This window comes from Nitrospira sp. KM1 (assembly GCF_011405515.1).
Lineage (GTDB): Bacteria > Nitrospirota > Nitrospiria > Nitrospirales > Nitrospiraceae > Nitrospira_C.
This window is the reverse complement of record NZ_AP022671.1, coordinates 3,895,595-3,921,977: the sequence shown is the minus strand read 5'-3', so window position 1 is coordinate 3,921,977 and position 26,383 is coordinate 3,895,595. Positions and strand designations below refer to the sequence as shown.

The window sequence follows — 26,383 nt, the reverse complement described above, 5'->3', positions numbered from 1 at the left end:
CTCCATGGTGGGAATGTAGAACTTCCGTACTCTCAAAAATCAAATGTGGCCGAGAGCAGGAAGGTGCGAGGGTCTCTCACGAAGACCTGGCCGGCAAGAGCGGCCCCGTACCATGCGTTGGTATCGAGGGCATTATCGAGGTTCGCACGGATCGTGATGGGCTTGCCGTTTGCGCGTTCGAACCGGTAGCGGGCGCCTAAGTCCCATTGAGTCCATTCCCGAATCCTTTGGCTATTGGCCAAGTTGATGTATTGCGAGGAAGCATGCGTCACACGGCTGGTCAGTGTGAACCCTTTGAAGAACGGCGTGTCCCATTCACCGTAGAGGACGAATTGGAACGGAAAAATCGGTGCTTTGTTCCCCTCATTGACCCCACCCTGTGTTTTGGTCAACTCGGCGTCGATGTAGCTGGTCCCCCCAAGTAGGCGAAGTCCGTCCATCACCTCGCCAAAGACGCTCAGTTCCACCCCGCGATTACGCTGTTCACCGTCGACGCCGAAGACATTCGTGGCAGGATTGATGAACGCGTTCGGCTGTGTAATTTGATAAACCGCCAATGTGGTCGCGAGACGGCCAAAATCTACTTTGACGCCGGCTTCATATCCCTTGGACACAAACGGGGCAAAGACTTCACCCGCGTTGACGGCAGTCGTCGGAGCCGTTGGCCCCTGTTGCAAAGCCTGGATGTAGTTGGCATAGAGCGAGACGTGTTGCCATGGCTTCACCACCAGCCCCAGCATCGGCGTAGGGGCACTCTTGTCATACTGGTCGGTGACCGCGCTCGTCGTCGGATTGAAGTTCGTTGCCTTGATCTGCTGAAAGCGAACGCCGCCGGTCAGCTGGACACGTTCATCGAGGACGGAGAGCGTATCGCCCAGCATAAAACTGGAGAGATCAGTTTCATTTTCTTTCCGCCCATCACCGTAATTCGCATTCGCCAATATCGAGCTGGGCGGCGCCGGCGCAAAAACCGGGTTGTAGAGATTCGAAGCAGGAAGGTTGGCATTTCCTCCCCGGCCTACTCGGAGCTGCCTGGTGTACCACGTATAGGCCGCGACTGCCTGGTGATGGATGGGGCCTGTGTCAAAGGCTCCCCTCACTCCGGCGTCGAATGTCAGGATCTGCGTGTCGAACATTCGGACATTGAGGGCATTGTTCGCTGCAGCCAACGCGCCCTGCGCATTGGTGATCTGTCGATTCGACAGGATATTCTGAAAGCGATTGTCAGTGATGCCAAACCCCGCGAACCCAGTAATGTATTTGGTCATATCGACCTCGCCTCGAAACGTTCCATAGAGTGCCCGGGAATGAACAAATTCCCAGGGCTGGGCCGCATTCGTACGCGTATCCGGCGGAACCGGCATAGCAGTCACTCCGTTAGCCACCAGGAATGGGCGACGCGGGCCTTGAATTTCCTGTTCCTGATATCCGAAATCGGCAGTGAGACGAAAGATGTCTCCGCGGTAATCAAGTCCCACCGTCGCCAAGGCCGATTGCCGCGAGGCATGATCGATAGGGAGATCCCCGGTCCGATAGACACCGTTGATACGAACGCCGAACTGCTTGTTTGAACCGAACCGCCGGCCAATATCCGCATGCCCGCCGACCTGTGTGTCGGAGATGTACTGACCGGTGAGCTGAGTCAGCGCTTCATCGCCGGCTCGCTTCGGCACGAGATTGATCATACCCCCGATGCTCCCAAATGGCGCGGCGCCGTTCAGCAAAGCGTTCGGTCCTCTAAGCACTTCGACCCGCTCGACGAATTCCGTCATCACCGTTCCACTGATTGGAGCGATTGCAAAACTGTTGAACAAAATATCGTTGGCATTGACCTGGAATCCGCGGATCGTGGGACTGCTGGCAAACCCCGAAGCCGACGGCAGGTTCAATTGCACGGATGGATCATTTCTCAGAACATCGTTCAGAAACCTTGCCTGTTGGTCTTGAACGAGCTTGGAGGTGTAGTTCATCTGCGTGAACGGCGTATCCATGATGTCCTTGTTGCCGAGAATGCCGACGCGGCCGCCGCGTGCAACGTCACCGCCCGCGTACTCCGGTGGAAGATTGTCCAGTTCCGCCGTTTCACGATTTCTGACATCCTTCACCAGAATCTCCGGCACCTTGACCGGCTTCTGAGGACTTGCCGACACGCCATTCTCACTCCCCGCACCTGCCATTGCATCGGCAGCCACCCCCGCTGTCCCCGCACCTACTATCCCCGGCACGATGCCAGATGACGTCTCGCGCTCGATCGTGACGGTTTTGAGTCCGATGATCCGATAGGTCAATCCGGTGCCCGCGAGCAAGGCTTTCAGCCCATCCTCTGGCGTTGCTGCTCCCGCGATGCCATGAGACACCTTTCCTTCCGTCAAGTCCGCCGGGCTGCTGACTTCCCAGCCTGTGTTTCCCGCGAAGACATGCAATGCGGAAGAAAGCGGTTGTTGCGGAATGTTGAAATCGACTTTTTGTTGATCGAGTGCGGTCTCCGTCTGACCTTCCGCAGCAGCGGCATGACCCATTACGCATGTCATGGCAAATACAACCACTAGCATGCGGGCGAGCACTGCTCTCCAACCTCTTACATTGAGACAACCCTTGAGTCCGAGTATTGCCTCGGTGAAACATCGATACGACCCGTGCATGTCCAACGCCTCCTTGGTCTCATTCATGACCGACTGATAGGAGTAGACGAAGTGAGGCGTTCTCTCCGTAAGGTTTCCGGAAAATATTTTTATATGGAGTCCAGCAGCTGTTGAGAGACTAGAAGAAAACTAGCGGCCTTTTTCAACATCCTGCTAATAGAGGACGGTCAAACGATCGGCCACTGAGATGATGTGAAACTGAAGGGTCTTGGACAGTGTCACGAGAAGTTTGGGAGGGTCGTTTAGATTGTAGGTTCCGGTGACCCGCATGCGTTCGATGTCACGGTTGAGAATGATGATAGTGCCCCGGTGATATCTGCGAACCTCATTGAGCACATCACCTAATTGCACGGACGTCACTACGAGCCGCCCCTGAAGCCAGGCCGTGGCCATGGGCACATCGATGTCGTATGGCTCCCCGCCCGTTGCCTGATCTATCAGGGCCTCGCGTCCGGCTTCCAGCGGAATCTCCGGCCAGGATGCTCCCGGTTTCGAAACGGCGACTTTGCCCTCTGCCACGGTCACCAGTGCACCGCTGGCCAATTCTCTGACGATGAATTCAGTGCCCACTGCCCTCGTGTGAATCCCCTGATGGTCGACGACGAATGGGCGGGAGGAATCCGGAGCAACCTTGAAGAGGGCCCGGCCTTTCAGAAGACGAATCTTTCGAGTCCCTGGCTGGTAATCGACTGCGATGGCCGTCTGGGTATTCAGCGTCACCACCGACTGATCGGATAGCCGCACCGTCGTCTGTTCACCAACGCCGGTGTAGTAATCCGCGCGTGCCCGCGTGAAAAGATCCCACTGGATTGTCACAAAACCCAAAATGACGACAGATGCCGCAATGGCCGCTAGCGATCGCCAACTGGTATGCGTGTCAGGTCGGCCGTCGCCGCTGACAAGCTCCGCACGTGCGGCTGCAACCTGCAGCCCCGGATTTTTCCACATGGCAGACACGCGGTCGTAAATCTGCCGGTGCGATGGATGGGTAGCGCACCACCGCTCGAATGCCTCCAAATCCTTCGAGGTGGCCGTGCTCATGCGAAGGCGGGAGAACCACGCGATCGCTTCGTCGGCGATCTCATCCTCATTCTTGCCTGGCAGGAACGGAGACGATGGTTGATCCATAGGTTCCTCACCGGAGCACCGGCAACGGTGTAGTGGGAGCTGCACTATAAGCAGTAGACGAGGGAGCGCGCTACTTCCGTAGTGGCGCCAGAATTATTTTTTCGACTGGAGAGCCGCCCAACATTCTTTGAGAGCGCGATTCATCCGTTTATCGACAGCGCTTTCTGAAATGCCCTGCATAGCGGCAATCTCGTGGTAGGCATAGCCATGGAGCCGATGGAGGAGAAAAACTTCCCTGATCGGAGTTGGTAGTGCGTCGATCGCCGTTTGCACGCACTGAAGCTGCTGCTTCCCCCACAACTCCCGTTCCGGCGTAGCCGCCTGAGAGGCGACCTGCTCGGCCGCTTCGAGCGGGACGGTCTCCCGGATGTGCCGGTTCTCGATCTTCTGCCTGCGCAAATGATCGATAGCCAGGTTGGACGCCGTTCGAAACAGCAGCGCCCGCGGATTGAGCACGGTTTGTGTGGCCGCGATTCCCAGCAACCGGACGAAGGTTTCCTGTATGAGATCCGCCGCCAATTCCTTCGAACCGACCAATCTCATCAATCGGCGGCTCAAGGCTTCTCGCTGGCCGGCAAAGAGTTCTTCGAGTTGAAGATGCGTCAGACTCATCGGACCCCGATGGCAAAAGGGATCGGTACTGCAGAGGGTGGAGGATACCAGAACCCTCTGGCCACGGGAATGTTTACTTTCCGGAAATTGACTCGAAACGGAGGTGGCTCTAAACGGCGATATTTGTTCGTCTTGCTGAATGGGAAAAGCCTTGAAATCGGCCTTGCCACACATGCCCGCTCGACTCAGCCGTCACATTCCCGCCACGTTCATACCTGAACAGGAGAATGTCCGCGTTTGGCGTCTTCTCAGATATTGCTCCCATATTGGGATCATGCTAGTGTGATACGGTGCGCATCGTAGCCAGACGGAGCCTTCGCGAGTTCTGGACTCAGCATCCCACTGCGAAAGGCCCTTTGGAGGCTTGGCATCAAGAGGTTGCGCGAGCCGATTGGAGTTCTCCCTCAACTCTCAAGCTCCAATTCCGGTCGGCCAGCGTACTGCACGGCAATAGAGTCGTGTTCAATATTGCGGGTAACCGATACCGGTTGATCGTGAAGATCAATTACTCCTATCGCATCGTGTACATTCGGTTCATCGGTTCGCACGAGGACTATGACGCCGTCGATGCTACGACAGTCTGAAAGGATGTGACCGCCATGACCATTGCTCCGATCAAATCGAAGCGAGATTACGTGCGCACGTTGCGGCGCGTCGAAGAACTCATGGATGCCAAGCCTGGGACTAAGGAAGGTGACGAGCTAGACGTCTTAGCCACGCTTGTGGAAGCCTACGAAGCGAAGCACTACACCATTTGCCCGCCCGATCCCATCGAAGCCATTAAATTCAGGATGGACCAGTTGGGCATGACCCGCAAAGAACTGGAAGCCGTGCTCGGCGGGCGCGGACGTGTTTCCGAAATCCTCACCAGGAAGCGGAGTTTGTCTCTTGAAATGATCCGTCGGCTTCACCGCAAACTCCGCATCCCGCTCGAAAGCCTCATCGGGACCGCGGCCTAGAAGCTTTCTTCTCGCGGATTGCAATAAACGGTCACGGTCTTCGAGGCGGGCTTCCATGCTGAATCCAGGGAGAGCGGTCAAGATGGAATGCTCGTCCGGCGCACTAGACATAATATCAGCATTCTAAATGCCATCATTCCGAGTTCACGGGTACAAGCACGTGCATGCAGAGCGGTCACATCCCCGCCACGTTCATACCTGAACAGGAGAATGTCCCCGTTTTCAGTTTCAGTCAAACACAGACTGCTCGTCGTTGTGCATGCAGACCGAGGCAGCCGAATTCGGATCATCAGCGCCCGCAAGGCCACGAACTCTGAAAGGAAAGACCATGAAGAAGGCGAAACAAGAGAGTCAACACGACATCCTTCCGGAATATGATTTCAGAAAGGGTGCCCGCGGTAAATACGTCAAGCGTTATGCGGAAGGGACGAACATCGTCGTTCTTGCTCCAGATATGGCGAAAGTTTTTCGAACCTCGGAATCTGTGAACAAGGCCTTGCGAACGCTCGTGAGGGGTGGCGAAAACGGACAACCTAACAGAATCCCATCGGCCTCTACCTATGTTTTGTCCGCAGCGTTGTCCATGCAATGTTATTGACTTTCTTCAGGTCAGGATACCAATTTTTTCACTGATTCTCGCCTATGTGAGGGACGTCCTTAAAAATCGAATGTGGCCGAGAGCAGGGAGGTGCGAGGGTCTGCAGCATACATCTGACCAGCATTCCTCGTTCCATACCATGGCTAGCACAACCATTTGGGGAAAAGGAATGTACCGTTTCCAGAAATCACGAGAGTGGATTAGAACTCTCGGTGAGAGCCAGGAAAAGCAGAGACATGCGGACCTGTTACGTTGCTTTCAGGAAACAGCCCACGCTCACCCAAAGTCATCAATTCGCATTCAAAAATTAAAGGTCGCCGAGAGCAGGAAGGTGCGAGGATCTCTCATAAAGATCTGCCCAGCTGTCGGACTCGGACTGCCATACCAAGCGTTGTTGTCGAGGACATTCTCGAGAAATGCACGGATTGTGATCGGCTTGCCGTTCAAACCTATAAACTGGTACCGCGCGCCGAGGTCCCATTGGGTCCAGTCTGGGACCTTCTGAGTGTTGGCCAAATTGAGATATTGTGAGGACCCGTGTGTCACACGGCTGGTGAGGGTCATTGCTTTGTGGAATGGCAGGTCCCACTCGCCGTAGAAAGTGAGCTGGAAGGGAACAACGGGTGCTTTGTTGCCCTGATTGACGCCGCCTTGTGTTTTCGTCAATTCGGCATTGATGTAAGTAGTGCCCCCCAGGAGGCGGAGGCCTTCCATCACCTCCCCGAAGACACTGAGTTCTATCCCGCGATTGCGCTGTTCACCCTCCATGCTAAATATATTTGTGACGGGATCGAGGATGGCGCTAGGCTGGGTGATTTGAAAAGCTGCCAGCGTGGTGGCGATGCGCCCAAAATCCACTTTGACGCCAGCCTCATACCCTTTGCTGACAAACGGCGCAAAGACCTCACCTGCATTGGCTGCGGTCAGTGGCGCCGTCGGACCCTGTTGCAGCCCTTCGATATAATTCCCATATACCGACACATTCTGCCACGGCTTGACGACGAGTCCAACCATCGGCGTGGCGGCGCTTTTCTCATATTCACTGATGACGGCTCCTGTCGCCTGATTGAAATTTGTATTCTTGATCTGTTGAAATCGGACACCCCCGGTCAGTTGCACGCGCTCATCGAGAATCGACAAAGTGTCTCCAAACATGCCGCTTGAAAAGGTCGTTTCACTGGTCTTTGTCATAGAACCATAACCAGGCAACAACGACGAAGGTGGCGGCGGCGCGAAGATAGGATTGTATATATTGGACACAGGGATCGGATAGGAATTTATTGATGATCGTGGTCTTTCTCGTGAGTACTGAGTGTATGCCGCGACAGCCTGATGATGAACGGGGCCGGTGTCAAAGACTCCACGTAGCCCTGCGTTGCCCGTTAAGACCTGGTCTTCAAATGTCAGAAGAGCAGTACTTCCTGCGGCCAACATGCCCGTGGGACTAGAGATCTGAGGATTCGAAAGGATGGTTTGCCGACGGTCGTGGGTGATACCAAAGTCCGCAAATGCGGTAATCTGCTTGGTCAAGTCCACCTCGCCACGTAGGGTGCCGTACAACGCCCGGTTGTGATTGAACTCCCACGGTTGGTTCGCATTGATGCGAGTGTCGGGTGGCTCGGGGATTGCCGTCAAGCTAGGAGCCACGGAAATTGGCCGTCGGAGACCTTTCATTTCCTGTTCTTGATAGCCGAAATCGGCCGAGAGCCGGACGATGTCGCCGCGGTAATCGAGGCCCAGTGTCGCCAAGGCTGATTTTCGTGATAAATGATCGATGGGTAGCTCGCCGTTTCGGTAGACTCCATTGATACGAACGCCGAACTGTTTGTGCGAACCAAAGCGCCGGCTGATATCCGCGTGCCCGCCGAACTGCGTGTCAGACATATATTGGGCAGTCAATTGGGTTAATGCATCGTCGCCGGCACGCTTCGGCACGAGATTTATCATGCCTCCGACGCTCCCTCCCGGAGCGGCTCCGTTCAGCAGGGCATTGGGCCCTCTCAGGACTTCAACTCGCTCGATGGACTCTGTCATCATCGTCCCATTGATGGCTGGCGCGATCGCCAACCCGTTAAGCAATAGGTCGCCCTCACCGAGTGAAAATCCACGGATTGCGGCAGTCAGAAATCCTGCCGAAGTCGGCTGGGTGAGTTGGACGGACGGATCGTTTCTGAGCACCTCGCCAAGATATCGTGCCTGCTGATCCTGAATGAGCTTTGAGGTGTAGTTCATCTGCGTGAACGGCGTATCCATGATGTCCTTATTGCCGAGAATTCCCACACGGCCGCCGCGTGCGACATCACCCCCCGCATATTCGGGCGGAAGAGTGCCGAGGTCTGCCGTCTCGCGCTGCTTCACATCCTTTACGAGAATCTCCGGCACCTTCACCGGCTTTTGAGGACTGGCCGCCGCACCATTTTCATTGCTGTCAGCTGCCATTGCTCCGGCTCCGGCGGCAACACCAGCAGCTGCCGCACCGACCACACCCGCCGCCGCTCCGGCCGAGTCTGAATTGTCCTTCTGAATGGTGACCGTCTTTTCTCCGGTGACGCGATAGCCCATTCCAGTGCCTGCCAGAAGCTCTCGGAGAGCGTCCTCCCATTTGTACTGGCCATTGACCCCCTGCGTTCGCAGGCCGCTCATCCGATCGGCGTCATAGAAAACTTGTATCCCGCTGCGATCAGCAAACGTCAGGATGGCGCTATTCAATTCCTGCGCGGGAATATCGAACTCGATGGATGGGTTTGTTTGTGCGACGAGGATTCGGGCCGGTGACTCAGCGTAAGCTGCGGCTCGGCTGATTGTCCCGACGGACATCGTGCTCAAGACGATGATGGCCATGAGGACATATTCTGTTCTCTTCATCTCTCTCTACTCCCTTGATTGGCTCGATGCGGTTCGGCGGTCCGTCGAGAGGACTCAGTTCCTGTGTCATAGGTGAAGACGAATCAGTGGAAAAAGTCGGTAACGGTCAGGGCAGAAGGCGCCGGCTTCACGCCTAAACAGTGCAGAAACCAGGTGAATTCCAATAACAACTGTAGACGCTATGAGAAGGAGTCAGTAGAGCAGGGTGAGGTAAGAGGTCAGAGAAGCCGTTCGAGCGCCCAACTCTGAAGCGATGATGGAGAGTGAATCGTCGACTTTGTCGATCATGACGACACCGCTCACGCGTCGCGTCGCCAGATCCGAGTTCATGATCACGATGCGGCCGCGCCGATAGCGATTGATCTCCGCTATGACCTCCGCCAGCGGCATACGATCGAACAATAAGCGGCCCCGCTGCCATGAAGTCACCTGTTCGATGTTCACATCAGCAACTGAGCCGGGGCCAGACCGGCCATCATACCGTACTCGCTGGCCGGCCTCGACGATAACCGGAGCCGCAGCTTGCGTGTGGCGATCGACCGACACTTCGACAGAGTGTTCGATGACAGTCAGTTCGTCCGCGTGCTCGAACCGGCGTACGATAAATTGCGTTCCCAAAGCACGTACACTCCCCTCGCCTCCGGTCACGACGAACGGGCGGGATTCAGAACCTTGCTTGGGAGCTGCGACGAACAGCGCCTCTCCGCTCAAAAGTTCCACCCGTCGCGCGTGGTCATCAAAACGAAGCGCAATTGCACTGGCGGTATTGAGGAAAACGGTAGAGCCGTCGGGCAACGAGATCTGGCGCTGCTCCCCGCTGCCTGTCCGGTAGTCGGCCATGACCATCGTTCGCAGCGCATCGAACTGCAGAAACAGTACGATGGCAAGACCGGCAAAACAGGCCGCCAGTCCCAGCCATTGCACCCGCCTCGATCGCCTCGTGTGAGGCTGAATCGCCAAAGACTGGACAGCGACCGGAGTGGCATCCAACATCGCCAGGTGGCGCCATGTGCGATCGGCATAATCGAAAGCCGCCTGATGCGCTGCACTCTGTCCCTTCCATTTGACACAGGCAGCACGATCTTCATCGGTGGCGGATTCGGCGCCGAGCCGCACGACCCATTCGGCCGCTTCGGCCTGTAGATCCTCGCGTGATTTCATAATGGAAACCGCACTCATCATGTCATCTCATCCCGTTACGTCTCAAGACACTTCATCACGTGCGCCAGCGCTTTCGTCAGATGTTTCTGAACGGAGCTTTCGGAAATCTTCAGGCGGCGTGCAACTTCCGTATACGTCAGGCCTTCGATCCGATTCAGCCTGAACACCAACTGTGTCCGAGCCGGCAAGTGCTGTACAGCCGTCTGAAGACGCAACAGTTCTTGTTGGGCGGCCAGAGCATCGTCGATCGCGGTGGCTTCCTTCGGAATGGCCAGCAGCGCCTCATGATCCGTCGAGAAGGTTTGCTGCCGTTCCTCCTTACGAAAGTGATCGATGATCAGGTTGTGCGCGGTGCGATAGAGGTACGATCGGACATTGTCGATGACGTTGGCTGCGGGCAATTCGGCAAAACGCAAGAATATTTCCTGCGTAAAATCGGCAGCCATATGCGGACAGCGGAGTTTTCGCGTCAGATAGGCGCGCAGCTCGGGCTCATGCGCAAGAAACAACGCGCCCAGATCCTTTTCCGTCGCCAAGATAACTCCTCCGCAATAACAAAACCCTTCCTTGCGAGCGGGCCACGCTAGCACAGAGAATCTTAAAAAAGGAATGTTCCGTTTCCGGAACACGATAACTCAGAGAGCTGACAATGAGCGGATTACGGAGGGCAGCCCTCTGCTAGAGCAGCCGTGCAACGGCCTTCAGCCAACCGGGACGACGGCTGAGAATCATCGTCGTGGTGTATGCGGCAATCGAGAGCAGCGTGCCCCAGAGAAGCGAGCCGAAGCCTGGGCCGTCACGCCAAAGGGTGAGCGGGAGACTCAACGCCAGGAGTGATCCGGCAATGACGCGATGTACGAGGATCCGCGTGCGAGGCCGCGGGGAGGTTCCTCGCAGCGCGCGCCAGTGGTGCTTCTGACTCAGCGCAAGCAGCATGAGCCCTGTAAAGATCAACCCGAACAGTGCGCCGAGAGACAGGACATCGGCCATGCCTTATCCGAAGCCCTGCGGCTCGGCGACGGGCATGGCTTCATGACGGGGCTGGTGCGGCACTGTGCGATACCGGAGCTTCTGCGCGGCGAGCCAGGCCGTGAGCGCGCTCACGAGCAACAGGAGATCCATTCCCGCCACCGGCCAGAGCTCACGGGATGCCAAGCTCGACACGAGGTGATCGCCGGTCGTCAGCCAGTTGAAGAATACCGCGGCAATAGCCAGCCCGCTGATGGCTCTGCACTGTTCGATCCAGGCTTGCTTGAGCCGCAGCCATGCATGCGCAAAGGTGATCAGCCAGGTGAGATAGAAGATCCAAACTTCCAAGGCCGCGCGGTCGTATCCCAGCAACGTGGCCTCGAGCGGCAGCAAGCGGTTCGAGACGAAAAATGCCAGTGTAGCGAGAATGAGGCCCGTCACGCTGCCGATCGTCACCCCCTCGACGAGGCGGACTCCGGAGAGATTCGACCGCGCATGCCGCTCGCGCCGCGTCTCCATCCAGAACAACGAGCCGGTCGCAATCAGCACGCAGCCGGACAGACCGAGCACGAAATAGAGCCACCGCAGCGTCCAATGCCGAAATTGAATGAAGTGCAGACCCGAAATAAACCGTTGCGTCGTCATGACCGGACGGAGCGCGGAATTCTGTTGGAGCAATTGGCCCGTTGCGCCGTCGAAATATACGCTGTCTACTTGGCGCGTGACCCGATCGTGCGTGAGCCGGACGACTCGCACATAGGCAGCGGCATCGCCGGGATGGAAGACCGTTAGTTGTGACGGCGCTTCTCCCTGCCAGCGCCGCTGCGCCTCTCTCATCATCTCATCGAGCGAGGCCAGCGACCCTGGTTGCTTCAGCTTTGGGCGGCTATAGGTGCCGAAGGCGTCCGCGTTGAAGGCTTCACGAGTCGGATAGGTCGCTTGCCACCCGATCGGGAAATAATTGGCGAAGAAGATGATCAGGCCGGACAGCGTAATCAGGACATGAAACGGCAAACCGAGCACGCCGGTGACATTGTGAAGATCCAGGATCGGCTGGAGCGGCTTGCCGCGGGTCCGAAAGGTAAAGAAATCGGCGATGAGCGTGCGATGAATGACGATGCCGGAAACACAGAGCGCCAACATGGCCATGGCAGCCAGTCCGACTATCCACATCCCCAACTGCCACAGCTTGATGTGCAGCATATAATGGAACGGATAGAGGAATTGCGAGCCTGCCCAGGAGCCGGGACCGGGCAGCGGTATTCCCGTCGCGGGATCCAAATAGCGCCGGATCTGCTCCTCTCCCTTTCGCCAGTGCACCGACGGCACGAGTTGGCGGTCCGTCGGGAAGACGACGGACCAATTCGGCGCCTTGACGGCAGCTGCCGTATCGAGGAAAGGCCGGAGTTGCTCAAACGAGATGGCGGACTCCACAGCCGCCCGCCGGGTCATCGGCAGCATCCACCTGTCGATCTCCCTGTCGAAAACCGCCAGTGTGCCCATCCAGAAAATGGCGAAGAGCAACGCGCCAAAAATGATGCCCGCCCATGTGTGCAGCCAATCCATGGAACGGCGGAACGAGGATTCCATATCAGGGTCCCCCGGGGAAATCGGCAAAAGCCATAGGTATGCCCGTCCCGTATCCTGAGCTAGCTAGCCAGGACAAGGAGTGGCGACGGTCCATGCAGCCAATCTCCATCATAATCCGATCAGTCGCGCGAAACCAAAGCCGGCGCCGATCCACAAGGCGAGGCAAAGGCCGAGCCGCCAGAGCCGGCGTTCGGTGAAGCCCCAGAGAAGCAGCACGAGATAAACGAGAAAACCAAGCATGGAGGCGAGGACAACCGCATCGCTCCTCTCCATACCTGTTAAGGTCAACGCCGCGGACAATCCGGCGACACAACCGGCAGCGGCCGCGTACCCACCGACCACCACGAGCAGGATCCGTGCGAGCACACTGGGCCACTGTCGGTTAGACATTGAAACTGCCATCCGATCAGACAGTCCTGACTGCTCCGCCGCGACCGCCATCAATATCACCTAACAACTGGAATAACTGCCTTGACATTCATTCGTCCGGTTGCCATTCCGTATCGAGCCGGGTACGATCCCTCTCGCGCCAATGGATCATGCCCTCTCTCCATTGATTGTCGAAGGATTGTCCTCTGCACCGGAACACGAAACAATCACAACATTATGACCTTGGCCGCAAAAGTCGTGAAGCGGACGCGCAACAGGTTTCAATTCGAGGTCTCGAAAAAGAATTTTGAGTCGTTCTGCAACTCGATCGGTCTCTATCGCCGAGAATTTCTGAGCGCGTTGGACGCATCCGAAAAGGACCACCGTGCGGGAAGGGTGACCAAACGCAAGTCGCTGCGAGAACTGATCGCCTAGCCGATCATGCTCGAACTGTCGACGACGGCAACCTTCGACAAACTGTTCGCCAAACTTCCCAAGCCCATTCAGCGGAAAGCCTCCACCAAGACCGACCTCTTCCGAGAGAATCCTTTTCATCCGTCCCTTCACAGCGATAAATTACATCCCAAGCATCACGAGGTCTGGAGCTTCGAGTCGATCGCGCGTATCGTGTCATCTTCAAATTTCTCGACCCCAACCATGTCGAGCTTCGCTACATCGGTCATCATCAGTCGATTTACGACTACGATATGTTCAAGAAAGGGTCGTGAAAAGATTCCAGCCTCTTTGATCCCCGCCCCTCGAAATCTTGCGGCTTTGCCGGTGCCAGTCCCGCTCTTTGTAACGGGAGGCAGGCGCTGATCGGAAAAGTGCCAGTCTCCCCGGGCCGTCCATCGCGATCATCAAAAATCAAATGTGGCCGAGAGCAGAAGGTGCGAGGGTCTGTAGCATGCATCTGACCAGCATACCTCGTTTCTTACCATGGCTAGCACAACCATTTGGGAAAAGGAATGTTCCGTTTCCAGAAATCGCGAGAGTGAGTGAGAACTCTCCTATGGAGTTCAGGAAAACAGAGACATGCGGACCTATCACGTTGCTTTCAGGAACAGCCTGCCTCGCCTGAAGTTGTCAATTCGCATTTCAAAAATCAAAGGTCGCCGAGAGCAAGAAGGTGCGTGGATCGCGTGCAGTGATCCAGCCAGAAGCGAAATTTCCCCCGTACCATGCGTTCGTGTTGAGCAGGTTGTCGATATTGAGGCGAACTGTGATCGGTTTGCCGCCAGGTCGCTCAAACCGATATCGAGCACCGAAATCCCATTGGGTCCATTCTCGAGTCTTCTGCGTATTTGCAAAATTAACATATTGCGAGGAGGCGTGTGACGCGACTGGTGACCACCTTGAGTCTTCGTCAACTCGGCGTCGATAGAGCTGGTGCCGCCGAGAAGGCGAACACCCTCCATTACTCGCCGAAGACGCTGAACTCCAATCCACGATGGCGTTGGTCACCATCAACGCCGAAGACATTGGTCGAAGGGTCGACGAAAGCGCTCGGTCTTGTGATCTGAAAGGCCGCCAATGTGGAGGCAATGCGGCCGAGATCCGCCTTGACGCCAGCTTCATATCCTTTCGAGACAAATGGTGCAAAGACTTCGTCTGCATTGGCGGCCGTCAGCGGTGCCGTGGAACCCTGTTGCAGAGCTTCAATGTAGTTTCCGCAGACTGATACATGGTGCCACGGCTTCACAACGAGCCCAACCATGGGCGTGTGAATAGGTATCGGGCACGCTATACTCGCGAAGCCACCGAGCGTGTAGAAATTCGATCCTCAAGTCAAGCGCGAGATCATGCAGGGGATCAAAGAACTTCTCGTAGCACCAAGTTGCCGGACATGCGTTTAGGTTTGAATTAGCCGGGCTGCGGGCCTATCGCATTCGGACGTATCGCATCATCTATCGGCTCGATGATCGTGAATCCTGCATTGATGTCATCTTTGCTGGCCCCGTCGGAGTGTGTACGAAGAACTGTGAACGCTCCTCCTGTCAGAGCAGAGAAGAAACGAACCCTCCACGGCTGACGAACGGGGACATTCTGAGTTTCGCGACCATGTGGACTTCGGCCGCCGACCACAATGTAGAATGCTCCTTAATCTGCCTCTCAACGGTGTCTGTTAAATCCTAGGAAGTTCAATCAGCCTCCGTTCATCAATAGAATTCCAATTTAACGGATCCGATGAAACTCAGGGGAGCACCCGGAAAGAAACCGGCCGACCGATTCCCAGCCCCGCCGGTATAGTAGGGCTGGTCAAACGCATTCTGCACATTCAATTGGGCTATCAAATTGGTATGCGTAAATATGTCTGGTTTTCGATAGTACAATGCCGCATCCGCCCGCACATACCCTGGAATTTCGAAGGTGTTATTCAGATCACCGGCACGCTCGCCCACGGCAAACAGACCGCCGCCGACGCCGAAATTTTCAAGGAGCCCCGCCTGAAAGTCATAGGTCGACCAGAGACTACCCGTATGCCGTGCCACCAACGGCAGACGGTTTCCGACTGGAAAGAAATTGTCGGACGTGATTCGTGCATCCGTATAGGCATACGTTGCGATGACCTTCCATCCCGGTAACAATTGCGCCGCAACGTCGAACTCGATGCCCTGACTGCGTTGTTCCCCCGTTTGAACCGACAGCAACGGATTGAATGGATCCACGGTCACGACATTGCGCTTCACGATTCGGTAAAACGCCAACGTGCTGGTCAAGCGACCTGGAACCACATCGGTTTTGACGCCGGCTTCATACTGAGTCCCCGTCTCCGGGTTGAATTGGTTGTCCGCATTGCCCAATACGTTGAACTGTGGATTGAAGGAACGAGTGACATTGGCATAAATAGCAACCGGCTTTACAGGCTGGAAGGTCATGCCGATCCGGGGACTGAACGCCCAATTCTCCGCCTTCGTCTCCGTTCTTGCCGCAATACCCGCGCTACTGTGCTGATAGAAGTAGTCGCCTCTGGCGCCGATCAACAGATGCAGATTATCGAGCAACGCCGCCTGGTCTTGGAGATAGACGCCGGCGGCATTCGCAAAGGCATCGCTCCGGTTCGTAATAGGAATATTGAGGGGAGGATTCTGGCCGTACACCGGATTGAACATGTTCAGAGGATTGATCAGAATCCCGCCCAGCGCCGAAGAACGATCCTGCCTGCCCAGTTCGACTCCGCCAAGCACAGTGTGTTTCACCGATCCCGTCGCCACGTTCCCGATGACGTCGTTCCGCCAATAATAGCTGTGGGCATCGCTGATCGTATCTTGCGCGGACCGACTCACCAGTTGGTTGCCTGGCAGCACCCCGTTGGTGAAGACCGCCAGGGTACGCCTGTGCGTCACATCAGCCCGCATCAGGCTCTCGATGCGCCAACTGCTATTCAGATGATGGGTCAGCACAAACCCCGCTCGCCCTTCTTCCGTATCCTGATGGGCAAATGGCTCTCCCAAATACCGGCTGTTCGGCACGGCAGGCGCTCCTGATCCGAGCGCCGGAAGGCCCGGATCGAATGTCGCATAGTTCTTGATGTATTCTCCTTCGATCGTGAGCGTGGTCTTGTTGTCCATCTTCCAGGTGAAGACCGGCGCGACAAAATATCGTTGGCCGCGTACGATGTCGCGAAAACTCTCCGAGTTTTCATAGGCGGCGTTGACCCGGTACAACAACGTCTTTTCCTCGTTAAGCGGTCCGGTGATATCGACCATTGGCCGGTAGAGGCCATAACTGCCGAAGATCGCTTCGAGCGACGCGTACTTTTCTTCCTGGGGTTGTTTCGTCATGATGTTCACGATGCCGGACGGCTCACTGCGTCCATATAGAACGGATGGCGGCCCTTTCAGAACCTCCAGACGTTGAATGTTGGCGACATCACGATAGGTCAGCACTTGCTGGCCATTGTCGTTGCGGAGGTTGTTCTTAAAATATCCGCAGGCGAACCCGCGGCAGACCGTGACGTCATTGTTGATTCCCCGCCCGACGATCTCATTGGTGACCACTCCGCTGACATTGCGAAGAGCCTGCTCCAATCTCACAGCTCGCTGATCATCCATAACTTTTCTGGTTACAATTTCAACCGAACTGGGCACATCGATAAGCGGGGTATTCGTTCGAGTCGCTGTGCTGGCATCTTCGGCGACATAGGACTTCGCATCGTCATCGCGTTGTTTCACATCCTTGACCGTAATCTCCGGCACCTTCACCGGCTTCTGAACAGATTGAGCCGCTTCCTCAGATCCATCAGCGGCAGCCATTGAGCCAGCAGCCACGCCCGCTGCCCCGGCTCCCACCAAGCCTGGCAGACCGGACGATGAATCCCGTTCCAGGGTGAACGTCGTATCGTCGGTAAACCGGTAGGTGACTCCAGTTCCCTCCAAAAGGTGTTTCAGCGCATCTTCCGGGGTGAACGTGCCTTTGACTCCCTTGGTCGGTGTGTCCTGGTGGATCCCCTCGCCATAGAGCACCTGATACCGCGTCGCGGCAGCAAACGCGGCGACGGCCGAGCCGAGTGGTTGGGCATCGATATCGAACTGGCGAGAGCTGGAGGACTGATTCTCCTCTGCCGCAGCGGCAGGCCGCACATCATAAAACCCCCACCCCAAGGCCAGAAGGCAGAAGACACCGATTCTCACGATTAGTGAAACGCTGACGCCGAAAGGCCGCATGAACATTCCTTGGCTAGAGGTTGACCGCTGATCTCATAGCGATACAACGGACAGCCAAACTGAACCCACACCGGCTATTAAAACTTTTTTTGGAGGCGACCTCTGAAGGCGTGCGTATCGTTAACGGCGCGGGAGAACCGGACAGGCACCGCAAGGCGGAGCCAGCTCCTTAATAGATCACAATGACATTGAGCGGGAGAGTCACCGAGCGGACATGCAGGATGCGTTCGATAGCCCGCACGGCGGAGGATGCGTCATGAATGTCGAACACACCATTGACCGGAAGCTGTCTGAGCTGAGTGCCGGCCACGAAGATGTGGCCGGTCCACTGGCGGTCCAATTCCTCGACGACTTCCGCCAGGGGTTTTTTGTTGAAGACCAATTGACCACGCTGCCAGGCAAGGCTCATCACTTCATCGCTCGGAACGACGGCGCTTATGCCGCCAGTTTTGGAATAACTCACGGTCTCCCTGGGATGCACGCGCACTGGTGCTGAGACGTGAGCCTGATCTCGTTGCTGCGACACCTGCACCACCCCTTCGACAACGGTGACGGTTGTCGCCGATCGGTGAAGCCGGACATTGAACTCGGTTCCCAGTGCCGTCGACATGCCATGAGCGGCTGTGACTTCGAACGGCCGCTGTGGATCCTTGGCGACGACAAACGACGCTTCTCCCGCGATCAATTCGATACTGCGATGCTGATCGGTGAACGCGACGCGCACCGTCGTTTCCGCATTCAACAAGACAGTCGATCCATCCTCCAAATTGACCGTACGATGTTCTCCTTTGACGGTCTTGATCGTCCCAGGCGCTTCAATCGTGAAGGCATTCCAAAGCACGAACACGGCCAGGGCCAAAACCGCGCAGACTGCCGTGGCAGGGATCCACCGCCCAATGAGTCCTCGAACCATTTGCCCTGCTCCCGGAACAGGGGTCAGAACCTGCTCATCCCACAGTTCTTGCGCCGGTTGGTGGAGCCGCCCCATAAGATCTTTCGCTTCCGTATACGCGACCCGATGCGCGTCACTCGTCTCATACCAGGCAGTGAATCGTGCCCGATCCGCATCGGTCACGTGATCTGATTGCAGGCGGACGAGCCACGCGACAGCCTGCTCGACGAGGGTGTGCTGAGAGGGTCTCGGATCGATCATGTCAAAGAAGGCGCTCTGCATTCCTATCCTTACACAACGATCATACGGATGAAAGCCTCACTCACTCCGCCCGACTCCCACGATGGCGTTCCACATGAGCGCGACAATGCAAGACGGCCTTGCTGATATGCTTTTCAACGGCACTCACCGATATGCCCAGACGCTTCCCAATTTCGCTGTAGGACAGCTCCTGAGACATGCGTAGGAGGAACACCATCCGCCGTTTCTCCGGCAATTCGGCAATGGCTAGCTTCAGAAGTTTTCTCTCTTGCTCCTCCGCGAGCGCCGCATCCGGCGACGGAACGGGGGCCACCAATGCATCTTCGTCGATAGTTCCTCCATCAAACCGCTCTCTGACGCTCTGATGTCTCGCATGATCGGTCGCAAGATTCGACGCCACGCGGAACACCAGCGCGCGCGGATTGACATGCGGATCCTGTTCTTGTCTCGTCGCCAACCGAATATATGTTTCTTGCACGAGTTCGGCAGCTGTCTCGGGACAACCCAATCTTCTCGTCAGAAAGGACCGCAATTCCTTCACGCATGATGTGAAGACGTGGAAGACGGGTGAATCTGTGAATGGATGCGGGCAGAAATCAGGTTTTGGGTCGAACATTGCGTCGAACCAGGTTTCCAGTCAGCCAAGGGCAAATATAGTGGAACGAGACCAAGGAGGGAATGTTCAGTTTCCGGAAAGTAGGATCATGACCAGGCGTATCGGCAGACCAGACTGCCGAGTCGAAACCCGTCGGAAAAGCTCATGAACGTCCAAAACAGCCGTAACATATGCCTGCTTCTCCCTGCTTAGGGGTTTCACAATGTATCTCTCCATGAGTGAAAGGACTGCCGGAGCGCAACGCTATGGCTCCGTGCGTTTCGTCAGGCCGGCGAGGAAAGGCGCGATGGTATCGACGGGAATGGGAAAGATGGTGGTGGAATTCTTATCGGAGGCGATCTCGACCAGCGTTTGCAGGTAACGGAGCTGCAAGGCCGCCGGATTCCGGCTGATGACATTCGCGGCGTCGGCCAGACGTTGCGAAGCCTCAAATTCACCTTCGGCATGGATCACTTTGGCGCGGCGTTCGCGTTCTGCTTCCGCCTGCCGCGCAATGGCCCGTTGCATTTCCTGGGGAAGATCCACGTTTTTTACTTCCACGGCTGTGACTTTGACGCCCCAGGGCTCGGTCTGCTGGTCGATGATGCGTTGGAGGTCGGCGTTGATCTGTTCCCGCTTCGACAGCAGGTCGTCGAGCTGGCTCTGTCCCAGCACGCTACGAAGGGTCGTCTGCGACATCATGGAGGTGGCATAGAGGTAATCTTCGACTTGAATGATGGCCTGCTCCTGGTCCACGACCCTGAAATAAATGACGGCATTGACCTTGACGGTGACGTTGTCCTTGGTGATGACGTCTTGAGGCGGGACGTCCATCGTCACTGTCCGCATGCTGACGCGAACCAGCTTGTCGATGAATGGGATGATGATCACCACCCCCGGTCCGTTGCCCCCGACAAGTCCGCGAGCCAATCGTCCCCATCGAAAGATCACGGCTCGTTCGTATTCACGGAGGACGTTGAAGCCCATCAGGATCGATACGACGACGAGGGCCAGAACCGCTAATGGGCTCGCGAAGAGATCCATCTCACACGACTTTCTTCTGAGAGAGAGGTTTCACGTGCAACCGCAATCCCTCCACACCCGTCACTTCAGCTTCGTCGCCCGGTTGAAGGGGTTGCTCGCTGATAGCCTCCCACAGTTCGCCATGTACGGCAAGTTGTCCGCGTGGGATCAATGCCGTTTTAACGACCCCCACCGAACCGACCATTCCTTCACGTCCGGTCATCGCGGGTTGCCGCATCGCCTTCATTCCCATTCCCACGAGCAGGAGCGATACGCCTGCGGCGAGCGCCACCATGGGCACGATGACCGACCAGGAAATCTGCAGGAACTCGGCGTCGGTTTTGATCAGCATCACCGATCCGAGGATCATCGAGACGACCCCGCCGATGGCCAGCAAACCGAAGCTCGTGACGGTGGCTTCCAAAATAAAAAAGACGATGCCCAGGAGAAACAGCAGCACACCGGCATAGTTCACGGGCAATGACTGGAACGCGTAAAACGCGAGGATCAGACTGATCGCGCCAACGACTCCCGGAAGAATCGCCCCGGGGTTGTATAATTCGGCCATCAGGCCGATCGTCCCGACCGTCATCAGCAGATAGGCGATGTTCGGATCGCTGAGCGTCTTGAGAAATTCGAGCCGCGGACCCATGGCGAACTCTCTGGTGGCGGCTCCCGCGGTGTGCAACACGATCGGACCCGACGAGAGCGCAATGGTGCGGCCGTCGAGTTGTTTCAGCAACGCCGGCATGTCTTCGGCAACCAGATCAATGATCTTCAGCTTCATGGCTTCCCGCTCGGTGACGGACACACTTTTCCGGACGGCATCTTCAGCCCAGGCGACATTGCGCTTCCGTTGCTCTGCGATGGATTTGAGGTAGGCGACCGAGTCGTTCTCGACTTTCTCCTTCATCGTTTTGTCCATGTCGCCCCCTCCCATGGCGACGGGGTGGGCGGCGCCGATATTCGTGCCGGGTGACATCGCCGCCACGTGCGCCGCCATCGTGATGAATACGCCGGCGGACGCGGCACGTCCGCTCGACGGCGCCACGTAGACGACCACGGGAACCGTGGCCCCCGTGATGTCTTTGATGATGAGCCGCATAGACGTGTCGAGGCCGCCGGGCGTATTGAGACGGATGATCAGGGCTTGAACTCCACCCTCCTGCGCAGCCGCTATGGCATCGTGAATGTACTCCGCGGAGACCGGATTGATGACGCCGTCATAGGTCGCCACCAAGACGAGCGGCTCGGCACGCACCGGAAGCGGCCCGGCCAGCAACCCGGTAAAAATCGCAACAATCAAGACAATCGGAAGGAGAAACGGGCGTCGGAGACGGGTGCAGGAGTGGAACATCGAAAGGTTCTCCCCACCGAGCGGAGCGGACGTACAGCGGATCTCTTTAGTTGAGCATACGGGCCACCTGATACCCTGTCAAGAAAGGGGGAAGGGCAGCATACCGATATCGGTGAAGATCCATCGAGATACTTTGCAGGCCGCGATGCTGACAGAGGCAACTGTCCCTAGGCGGCCGGCATCAAAAATCAAACGTGGCCGAAAGCAAAAAGGTGCGAGGGTCTCTTTGGAGTGGGAGTGCAAACGTAAACATTCTGAATTTGCGACCATGTGGAGTGAGCCGCCGACCACAATCAGAATGTCCCCTCAATCTGTTCCCCAACGCCGTAACAACCACGACGTTCACAGTGAAAATGTAGAATGCCCCTTCAATCCCCCAGGAAGCGGAACAACCGTTGAATTCACTGCTATATCGATCTGAGAGCAGCAATATGGTGCGAAGAACATTTACCGAGGCTCCAGGCCGTCCAACCAAGTAGCACTCCCATGGCCAAGGCTGTCAGGTCAATACCTGCTACACTCCATAATCCGTGTGGGATGCTTGCCATTAAATTCGTGCCTGTGGTCATAGCATTCAGCAGAGGCAAGAATCCAAACAACAGCGCACAGATCGTGAGTTGTTCTTTCCAGGCATCGACCGAGTTGAGCCGCATAAAGCTATGTATTGCACACAAGGTCCATGCAATGAAGAAACAACGCAGCTCCCACAGCGCGCGCTGCTCTAGCTCAACGGGCAACAACCGATTCACCCAGAAGAACACACCAGTCGCGACCAGTAGCCCGGCCACGGCGGATACGTTTAAGGCTTCCACCAGGTGAAAACTCAGCGCCGGTGAACTGTGTGCCTGACGCTCTCGCCGCTTGATGATCCACAATACCAACCCCGTAGCGATCATGGCGCTGGCCGCCAGCCCCATGAGGAAATAGAGCCAGCGCATGGGAGGCCCGCCGAATTGCACGAAATGCAGCCCGGAGAGCACCGTTTGGGTCAAGAACGCCGGTCCATACGTGGTCTGGACATCCAATATCTCCCCAGTGACGCCATCGAAGCTCACCCGGTCATGGACCAGCGCTAAGCGATCATCCGACCGGCGAGAAATTTCCACAGTCGCGTGCCGGTCTCCAGGATGTCTTACAAAGATCCGCTTGGTCTGCCCGCCTTGCCAGTAGGGTCGAGCCCGCCGCTCAAGGTCCGCGAGAGAGACTAAGGGAGCCGCCTGCTGGCTCGGCCCGCGCGGCGTGCGGGACTCAATATCAGCCCAGAATTGATTCACGTCGCCCCCATATACCAGCTGCAGCCCCGCCGGCATGTAGATCGACCACATGATGACCAGGCCGGTAAAGGTGATCATCAGATGAAAGGGCAGCACCAGCACGCTGGTTACATTGTGGGCATCCAGCCAGGCGCGATGCGATGCTGCCTGGGGCCGGAACGTAAAAAAGTCCTTGAAGATCCGGTGATGAATGACCAGTCCCGTCACCAACGCGGTCAACATCGCCATGGCGGCGGCCCCCACAATCCAGATGCCAAGCCGATCCAACAACAAGTGGTAGTGGAACCGGTAGAAGAAGTCGCCGCCGCGCGTGTCCCGTGAAACCACTACATCCCCTGTGGCAGGATGGAGGATGCGATGGACACGTTGCCCTTGGTACTGCCACCAGATTTCGGCGATTGGCATCCGATCGCTGGGCAGCTCAATCCGCCACCAATCGGCCTTTGGGGCCAACCGGCTCAACTGATCCGTCACCGCTTCGAGACGAGGAGAAGAAATAGGGAGTGGATGCAGCTCGGGTTGCATCCAATAGGTGATCTCTTCTTCAAAGACTGTGAGTGTGCCGGTGAGAAAAATCGCAAATAGCAGCCAGCCGGAGAGCAACCCGCCCCACGTGTGCAGCCAGTCCATCGATTGGGTGATGCTGTCTTTCATCGATGGCGCCCATGATATCAATCGGAAAATCTTGTCGTTTATCTATCGCCACTTCTTATGTAGACATTGCCTTGATTCCGGCGTTGTTTATCACATGACCACTACCTGTCCCAGGACGTCATCTTCTCCATAAATGGTCAAAACTGCAATCCCACCGTGGCTAATATCGTCCGTGGTTCGGCAAACTGAAAGGCCGTAGTACTATTGCTAGACTGCACGATATATCGCTGATCTAACAAATTGCGAAGATTCACCGCCATGTTCAACACTTTGGCTCCCAACCAATTACCTTGCGGCAAGTCATGGTCGTAATATAGCGCTGTATCCACGCGCACGTACCCAGGATCATTGACTTGTGGTCCAAAGATCGAGGAATTCCGTCTCGTGTAGCCATACACGCCACCACCAAGACCGAATCCCTTCAAAGCCCCCTCCTGAAAATGGTAAGTGGACCAGATTGTTGCCTTGTTATAGGGGACATTTGCTAAACGCTTGTGCAGCAGAGCTGGATTGTTGTCTTGAGTCACCTCGGCATCGGTATAGGCATAGCTAGCAATGATATTCCAGCCAGCAATTAAACTGGCCGTGACATCCAATTCAATTCCTTGACTCCGCTGCTCGCCGGTTTGTACCGAAAAGCCCTGTAAGGCACGAGCAGGATCCGGATCAGGTGTAACCAGATTTTCACGCGTTAAATGGTACCAAGCGAGCGTGGTGGATACTCGATTCTCCAAGAAAAATGTCTTGACTCCAATCTCATATTGGGTCGACCGTTCTGGCTTAAATAGTTCACCTGTCGGATTGAACGAGCCCGGTGCATTCGCTGAGAATCCTCGCATCCAAGAAGTATAAAGGGACACGGGTTCAATCGGTTGGTAAACAAGGCCTAGGCGAGGGCTTATGCCGGTATCGTCAGATGTCTGCTGGGGACTACCTGCCTGCCAGTTTAGATTCTGCATTTGATGAATGTAGTCGAATCGAAACCCTCCCATAAATTTGAGATTGGGTAAAAGAGCGATTTGGTCCTGCAGATAAAGACCAGCGTTCTTTGTATCTCCTTTAAAGGAGGATGTTCCTGTAACCGTACCAAGTCCGAATGAATAATTAGGGGCAAACAGATCAATCGGAGCGACGCTATTACTCGTGCGCACCCATGGATCAACCATATCTTGCCGAAATTCCACCCCGGTTAATAAGGTATGGTCCATCTCAAAGATGCGAAAATGCCCGACAAGGTTCGTAATCATGTCGTGATGATGTTCACGAGCAAGCCCTGAGGCATTGTTCGAGCCAGAACGGGTCAATATGCGCTGGTTTATTACTGATAGAGTTCCTGGCGATGCCGTCAACTGATCGTATTCAAGCTGGGAATAGCGATAGGCATTGCGGATGGACCAAGTATTGTTGAATTGATGCGTCAGATCATAGCTAATGCGATAGGAGGTTCGATTATTCTTGTCGAAATCTCCCAGCCCCACATAGAGATTCCGAGGGAGCTCTCCATTGATATTGGGGAGCACCGATCCTTGTGCCGGCACCCCATTCACATTGTTACTCCACCGTTTTAGATAATCGGCTTCGACAGTCAGGGTCGTGCGTGAACCCATCAGCCACGTGACCGTCGGTGCGATCCCAACGAGATCCTGACTAACGTAATCGATAAAAGTGTTCGCTTTCTGACCCACAACATCCAGGCGATACATGAGCGTTTTACTGGCATTCAACGGGCCGGTGGCGTCGATCTCTGACCGATAGAAATTGAAATTCCCAAGCGTCACGTTACCGGCATAGGAGGGATTCGGCATCGGTTTGCGGGTCACGATGTTAAGAATCCCGCCGGGATCTCCCTGTCCATACAGGACAGCTGACGGACCTTTGAGCATCTCGATGCGTTGCATATTATAGGTATCTGACCCCAATTGTCCGGCTGTTCCATCGAACAGCCCATTGCGATAAAAGTTTCGATTCGAGAGCAGGAAACCGCGAACTAACACGCTGTCAAATATGCCGGATGGGTTACTGTTGGGGTTCACTCCGGCAATATTTTGCAGCACATCTGGGACTCGAAACACCCGCTGCTCTTCAAGCACTTTGCGTGTAATCACTTGAATCGACTGCGGAACATCTCTTACTGGCGTGTCAGTTCTGGTTGCCGCGTTCGCTTCTTCGACCACATACGACTTCGTATCGTCGTCACGCTGTTTCACGTCCTTCACCATAATCTCGGGAACCTTGACCGGCTTTTGAGGATTTTGCATTACTGCACCGTCCGCATTTTCAGCCGCCACTGCTCCGGCCGCTGCCCCAGCGCCTGCCGCACCCATCATTCCCGGCACGACACCGGACGATGCATCCCGTTCAATCGTAACCATCTGCTGGCCATCCATCCGATAGGTGAGACCTGTTCCGGACAATAAGTTATGCAAACCTTGCTCACGCGAATAGTTGCCGACAACACCGGCGGAATCAGTCCCTTTCGTCAATTCGCTCGATGCGCTGATCTGCCAGCCGCTTGCCACGGCGAACGCATTCAGCGCCGAACCCAAGGGTTGCGGGGGGATGTGAAAATCAATCGCCGTGTCGTTTTTCAGCTCTGCGCCCCCCTCCTGAGCCAGACTGCTGCCGATCAGCGGGCCGCTGGCCACTACCAGGAAGAAACCAACTCCCATTGCCAGTTTTTGAAAAGCCTGTTTTGCAATCCCGCATCGTCCGATCGTAAGCATCCACCGCCTCCTTGTCCGTTCCCTGTGTCAGTAGACGGAAAGAG

General features: G+C 56.0%; 23 protein-coding genes. 6 read left to right on the top strand and 17 right to left on the bottom strand.

All coding sequences use genetic code 11. From position 1 onward, the window contains the following. Nucleotides 1-32: 32 nt before the first annotated feature. The 3 genes from W02_RS18450 to W02_RS18440 all read right to left on the bottom strand — a co-directional run bounded on the left by W02_RS18450 (nucleotide 33) and on the right by W02_RS18440 (nucleotide 4,382). On the bottom strand, nucleotides 33-2,669 hold the full coding sequence (locus tag W02_RS18450; RefSeq protein WP_173050407.1) for a TonB-dependent receptor: 2,637 nt from the start codon (nucleotides 2,667-2,669) through the stop codon (nucleotides 33-35). A gap of 126 nt (nucleotides 2,670-2,795) precedes the next feature. Continuing rightward, the gene (locus W02_RS18445; RefSeq protein WP_173050405.1) at nucleotides 2,796-3,770 is read right to left on the bottom strand and encodes a FecR family protein; all 975 of its coding nucleotides are present in this window, start codon (nucleotides 3,768-3,770) and stop codon (nucleotides 2,796-2,798) included. 93 nt (nucleotides 3,771-3,863) lie between these two features. Beyond that, nucleotides 3,864-4,382 (bottom strand): RNA polymerase sigma factor, encoded by a 519-nt coding sequence (locus tag W02_RS18440; RefSeq protein WP_173050403.1) that lies wholly within the window; start codon nucleotides 4,380-4,382, stop codon nucleotides 3,864-3,866. Nucleotides 4,383-4,672: 290 nt separating this feature from the next. Between W02_RS18440 and W02_RS18435 the strand changes: the two genes are divergently transcribed. The 4 genes from W02_RS18435 to W02_RS18420 all read left to right on the top strand — a co-directional run bounded on the left by W02_RS18435 (nucleotide 4,673) and on the right by W02_RS18420 (nucleotide 5,939). Further along, nucleotides 4,673-4,966, top strand: coding sequence for a type II toxin-antitoxin system HigB family toxin (locus tag W02_RS18435; RefSeq protein ID WP_173050400.1), 294 nt, complete (start codon nucleotides 4,673-4,675; stop codon nucleotides 4,964-4,966). A gap of 15 nt (nucleotides 4,967-4,981) precedes the next feature. Then, nucleotides 4,982-5,341 (top strand): type II toxin-antitoxin system HigA family antitoxin, encoded by a 360-nt coding sequence (locus tag W02_RS18430; protein WP_173050398.1) that lies wholly within the window; start codon nucleotides 4,982-4,984, stop codon nucleotides 5,339-5,341. An 87-nt stretch (nucleotides 5,342-5,428) separates the two neighbouring features. Continuing rightward, nucleotides 5,429-5,719 carry a BrnT family toxin gene (locus W02_RS22265; RefSeq protein WP_173050396.1) on the top strand — a complete coding sequence of 97 codons (291 nt, stop codon included), beginning with the start codon at nucleotides 5,429-5,431 and terminating at the stop codon, nucleotides 5,717-5,719. Next, nucleotides 5,670-5,939 carry a hypothetical protein gene (locus W02_RS18420; protein WP_173050394.1) on the top strand — a complete coding sequence of 90 codons (270 nt, stop codon included), beginning with the start codon at nucleotides 5,670-5,672 and terminating at the stop codon, nucleotides 5,937-5,939. The genes W02_RS22265 and W02_RS18420 overlap by 50 nt, the downstream gene beginning before the upstream one ends. A gap of 300 nt (nucleotides 5,940-6,239) precedes the next feature. Here W02_RS18420 and W02_RS18415 read toward each other — a convergent pair whose 3' ends face one another. From W02_RS18415 to W02_RS18390, 6 genes are all read right to left on the bottom strand, one after another. Next, complete coding sequence (locus tag W02_RS18415; RefSeq protein ID WP_173050392.1) at nucleotides 6,240-8,804, bottom strand: TonB-dependent receptor; 2,565 nt, start codon at nucleotides 8,802-8,804, stop codon at nucleotides 6,240-6,242. A gap of 192 nt (nucleotides 8,805-8,996) precedes the next feature. Then, on the bottom strand, nucleotides 8,997-9,986 hold the full coding sequence (locus tag W02_RS18410) for a FecR family protein (protein ID WP_173050390.1): 990 nt from the start codon (nucleotides 9,984-9,986) through the stop codon (nucleotides 8,997-8,999). 14 nt (nucleotides 9,987-10,000) lie between these two features. Next, complete coding sequence (locus tag W02_RS18405; RefSeq protein ID WP_173050388.1) at nucleotides 10,001-10,501, bottom strand: RNA polymerase sigma factor; 501 nt, start codon at nucleotides 10,499-10,501, stop codon at nucleotides 10,001-10,003. A 142-nt stretch (nucleotides 10,502-10,643) separates the two neighbouring features. Continuing rightward, on the bottom strand, nucleotides 10,644-10,955 hold the full coding sequence (locus W02_RS18400) for a DUF3325 domain-containing protein (protein ID WP_173050386.1): 312 nt from the start codon (nucleotides 10,953-10,955) through the stop codon (nucleotides 10,644-10,646). 3 nt (nucleotides 10,956-10,958) lie between these two features. Further along, on the bottom strand, nucleotides 10,959-12,524 hold the full coding sequence (locus W02_RS18395; RefSeq protein WP_173050384.1) for a PepSY domain-containing protein: 1,566 nt from the start codon (nucleotides 12,522-12,524) through the stop codon (nucleotides 10,959-10,961). A gap of 108 nt (nucleotides 12,525-12,632) precedes the next feature. After that, nucleotides 12,633-12,914: a hypothetical protein gene (locus tag W02_RS18390; RefSeq protein WP_173050382.1), complete on the bottom strand. Its 282-nt coding sequence runs from the start codon at nucleotides 12,912-12,914 to the stop codon at nucleotides 12,633-12,635. Between the two features lie 81 nt (nucleotides 12,915-12,995). Between W02_RS18390 and W02_RS18385 the strand changes: the two genes are divergently transcribed. Both W02_RS18385 and W02_RS18380 read left to right on the top strand, forming a co-directional pair. After that, nucleotides 12,996-13,328, top strand: coding sequence for a hypothetical protein (locus W02_RS18385; RefSeq protein WP_173050380.1), 333 nt, complete (start codon nucleotides 12,996-12,998; stop codon nucleotides 13,326-13,328). Nucleotides 13,329-13,334: 6 nt separating this feature from the next. Continuing rightward, nucleotides 13,335-13,712: a type II toxin-antitoxin system RelE/ParE family toxin gene (locus W02_RS18380; RefSeq protein ID WP_173050378.1), complete on the top strand. Its 378-nt coding sequence runs from the start codon at nucleotides 13,335-13,337 to the stop codon at nucleotides 13,710-13,712. 598 nt (nucleotides 13,713-14,310) lie between these two features. Here the strand turns inward: W02_RS18380 and W02_RS18370 are convergent. From W02_RS18370 to W02_RS18335, 8 genes are all read right to left on the bottom strand, one after another. Continuing rightward, nucleotides 14,311-14,610, bottom strand: coding sequence for a TonB-dependent receptor domain-containing protein (locus W02_RS18370; RefSeq protein WP_255458535.1), 300 nt, complete (start codon nucleotides 14,608-14,610; stop codon nucleotides 14,311-14,313). A 442-nt stretch (nucleotides 14,611-15,052) separates the two neighbouring features. Next, on the bottom strand, nucleotides 15,053-17,560 hold the full coding sequence (locus W02_RS18365; protein WP_173050372.1) for a TonB-dependent receptor: 2,508 nt from the start codon (nucleotides 17,558-17,560) through the stop codon (nucleotides 15,053-15,055). A gap of 169 nt (nucleotides 17,561-17,729) precedes the next feature. After that, nucleotides 17,730-18,734 (bottom strand): FecR domain-containing protein, encoded by a 1,005-nt coding sequence (locus tag W02_RS18360; protein WP_173050370.1) that lies wholly within the window; start codon nucleotides 18,732-18,734, stop codon nucleotides 17,730-17,732. 40 nt (nucleotides 18,735-18,774) lie between these two features. Then, a complete protein-coding gene (locus W02_RS18355) occupies nucleotides 18,775-19,329 on the bottom strand; it encodes an RNA polymerase sigma factor (protein ID WP_255458534.1) in 555 nt (184 codons plus the stop codon). A 243-nt stretch (nucleotides 19,330-19,572) separates the two neighbouring features. Beyond that, on the bottom strand, nucleotides 19,573-20,352 hold the full coding sequence (locus tag W02_RS18350; protein WP_173050365.1) for a slipin family protein: 780 nt from the start codon (nucleotides 20,350-20,352) through the stop codon (nucleotides 19,573-19,575). A gap of 1 nt (nucleotide 20,353) precedes the next feature. Next, on the bottom strand, nucleotides 20,354-21,688 hold the full coding sequence (locus W02_RS18345; RefSeq protein WP_173050363.1) for a nodulation protein NfeD: 1,335 nt from the start codon (nucleotides 21,686-21,688) through the stop codon (nucleotides 20,354-20,356). Between the two features lie 407 nt (nucleotides 21,689-22,095). Beyond that, nucleotides 22,096-23,616 (bottom strand): PepSY domain-containing protein, encoded by a 1,521-nt coding sequence (locus W02_RS18340; protein WP_173050361.1) that lies wholly within the window; start codon nucleotides 23,614-23,616, stop codon nucleotides 22,096-22,098. A 137-nt stretch (nucleotides 23,617-23,753) separates the two neighbouring features. Further along, the gene (locus tag W02_RS18335; RefSeq protein WP_173050359.1) at nucleotides 23,754-26,339 is read right to left on the bottom strand and encodes a TonB-dependent siderophore receptor; all 2,586 of its coding nucleotides are present in this window, start codon (nucleotides 26,337-26,339) and stop codon (nucleotides 23,754-23,756) included. Nucleotides 26,340-26,383 lie beyond the last annotated feature (44 nt).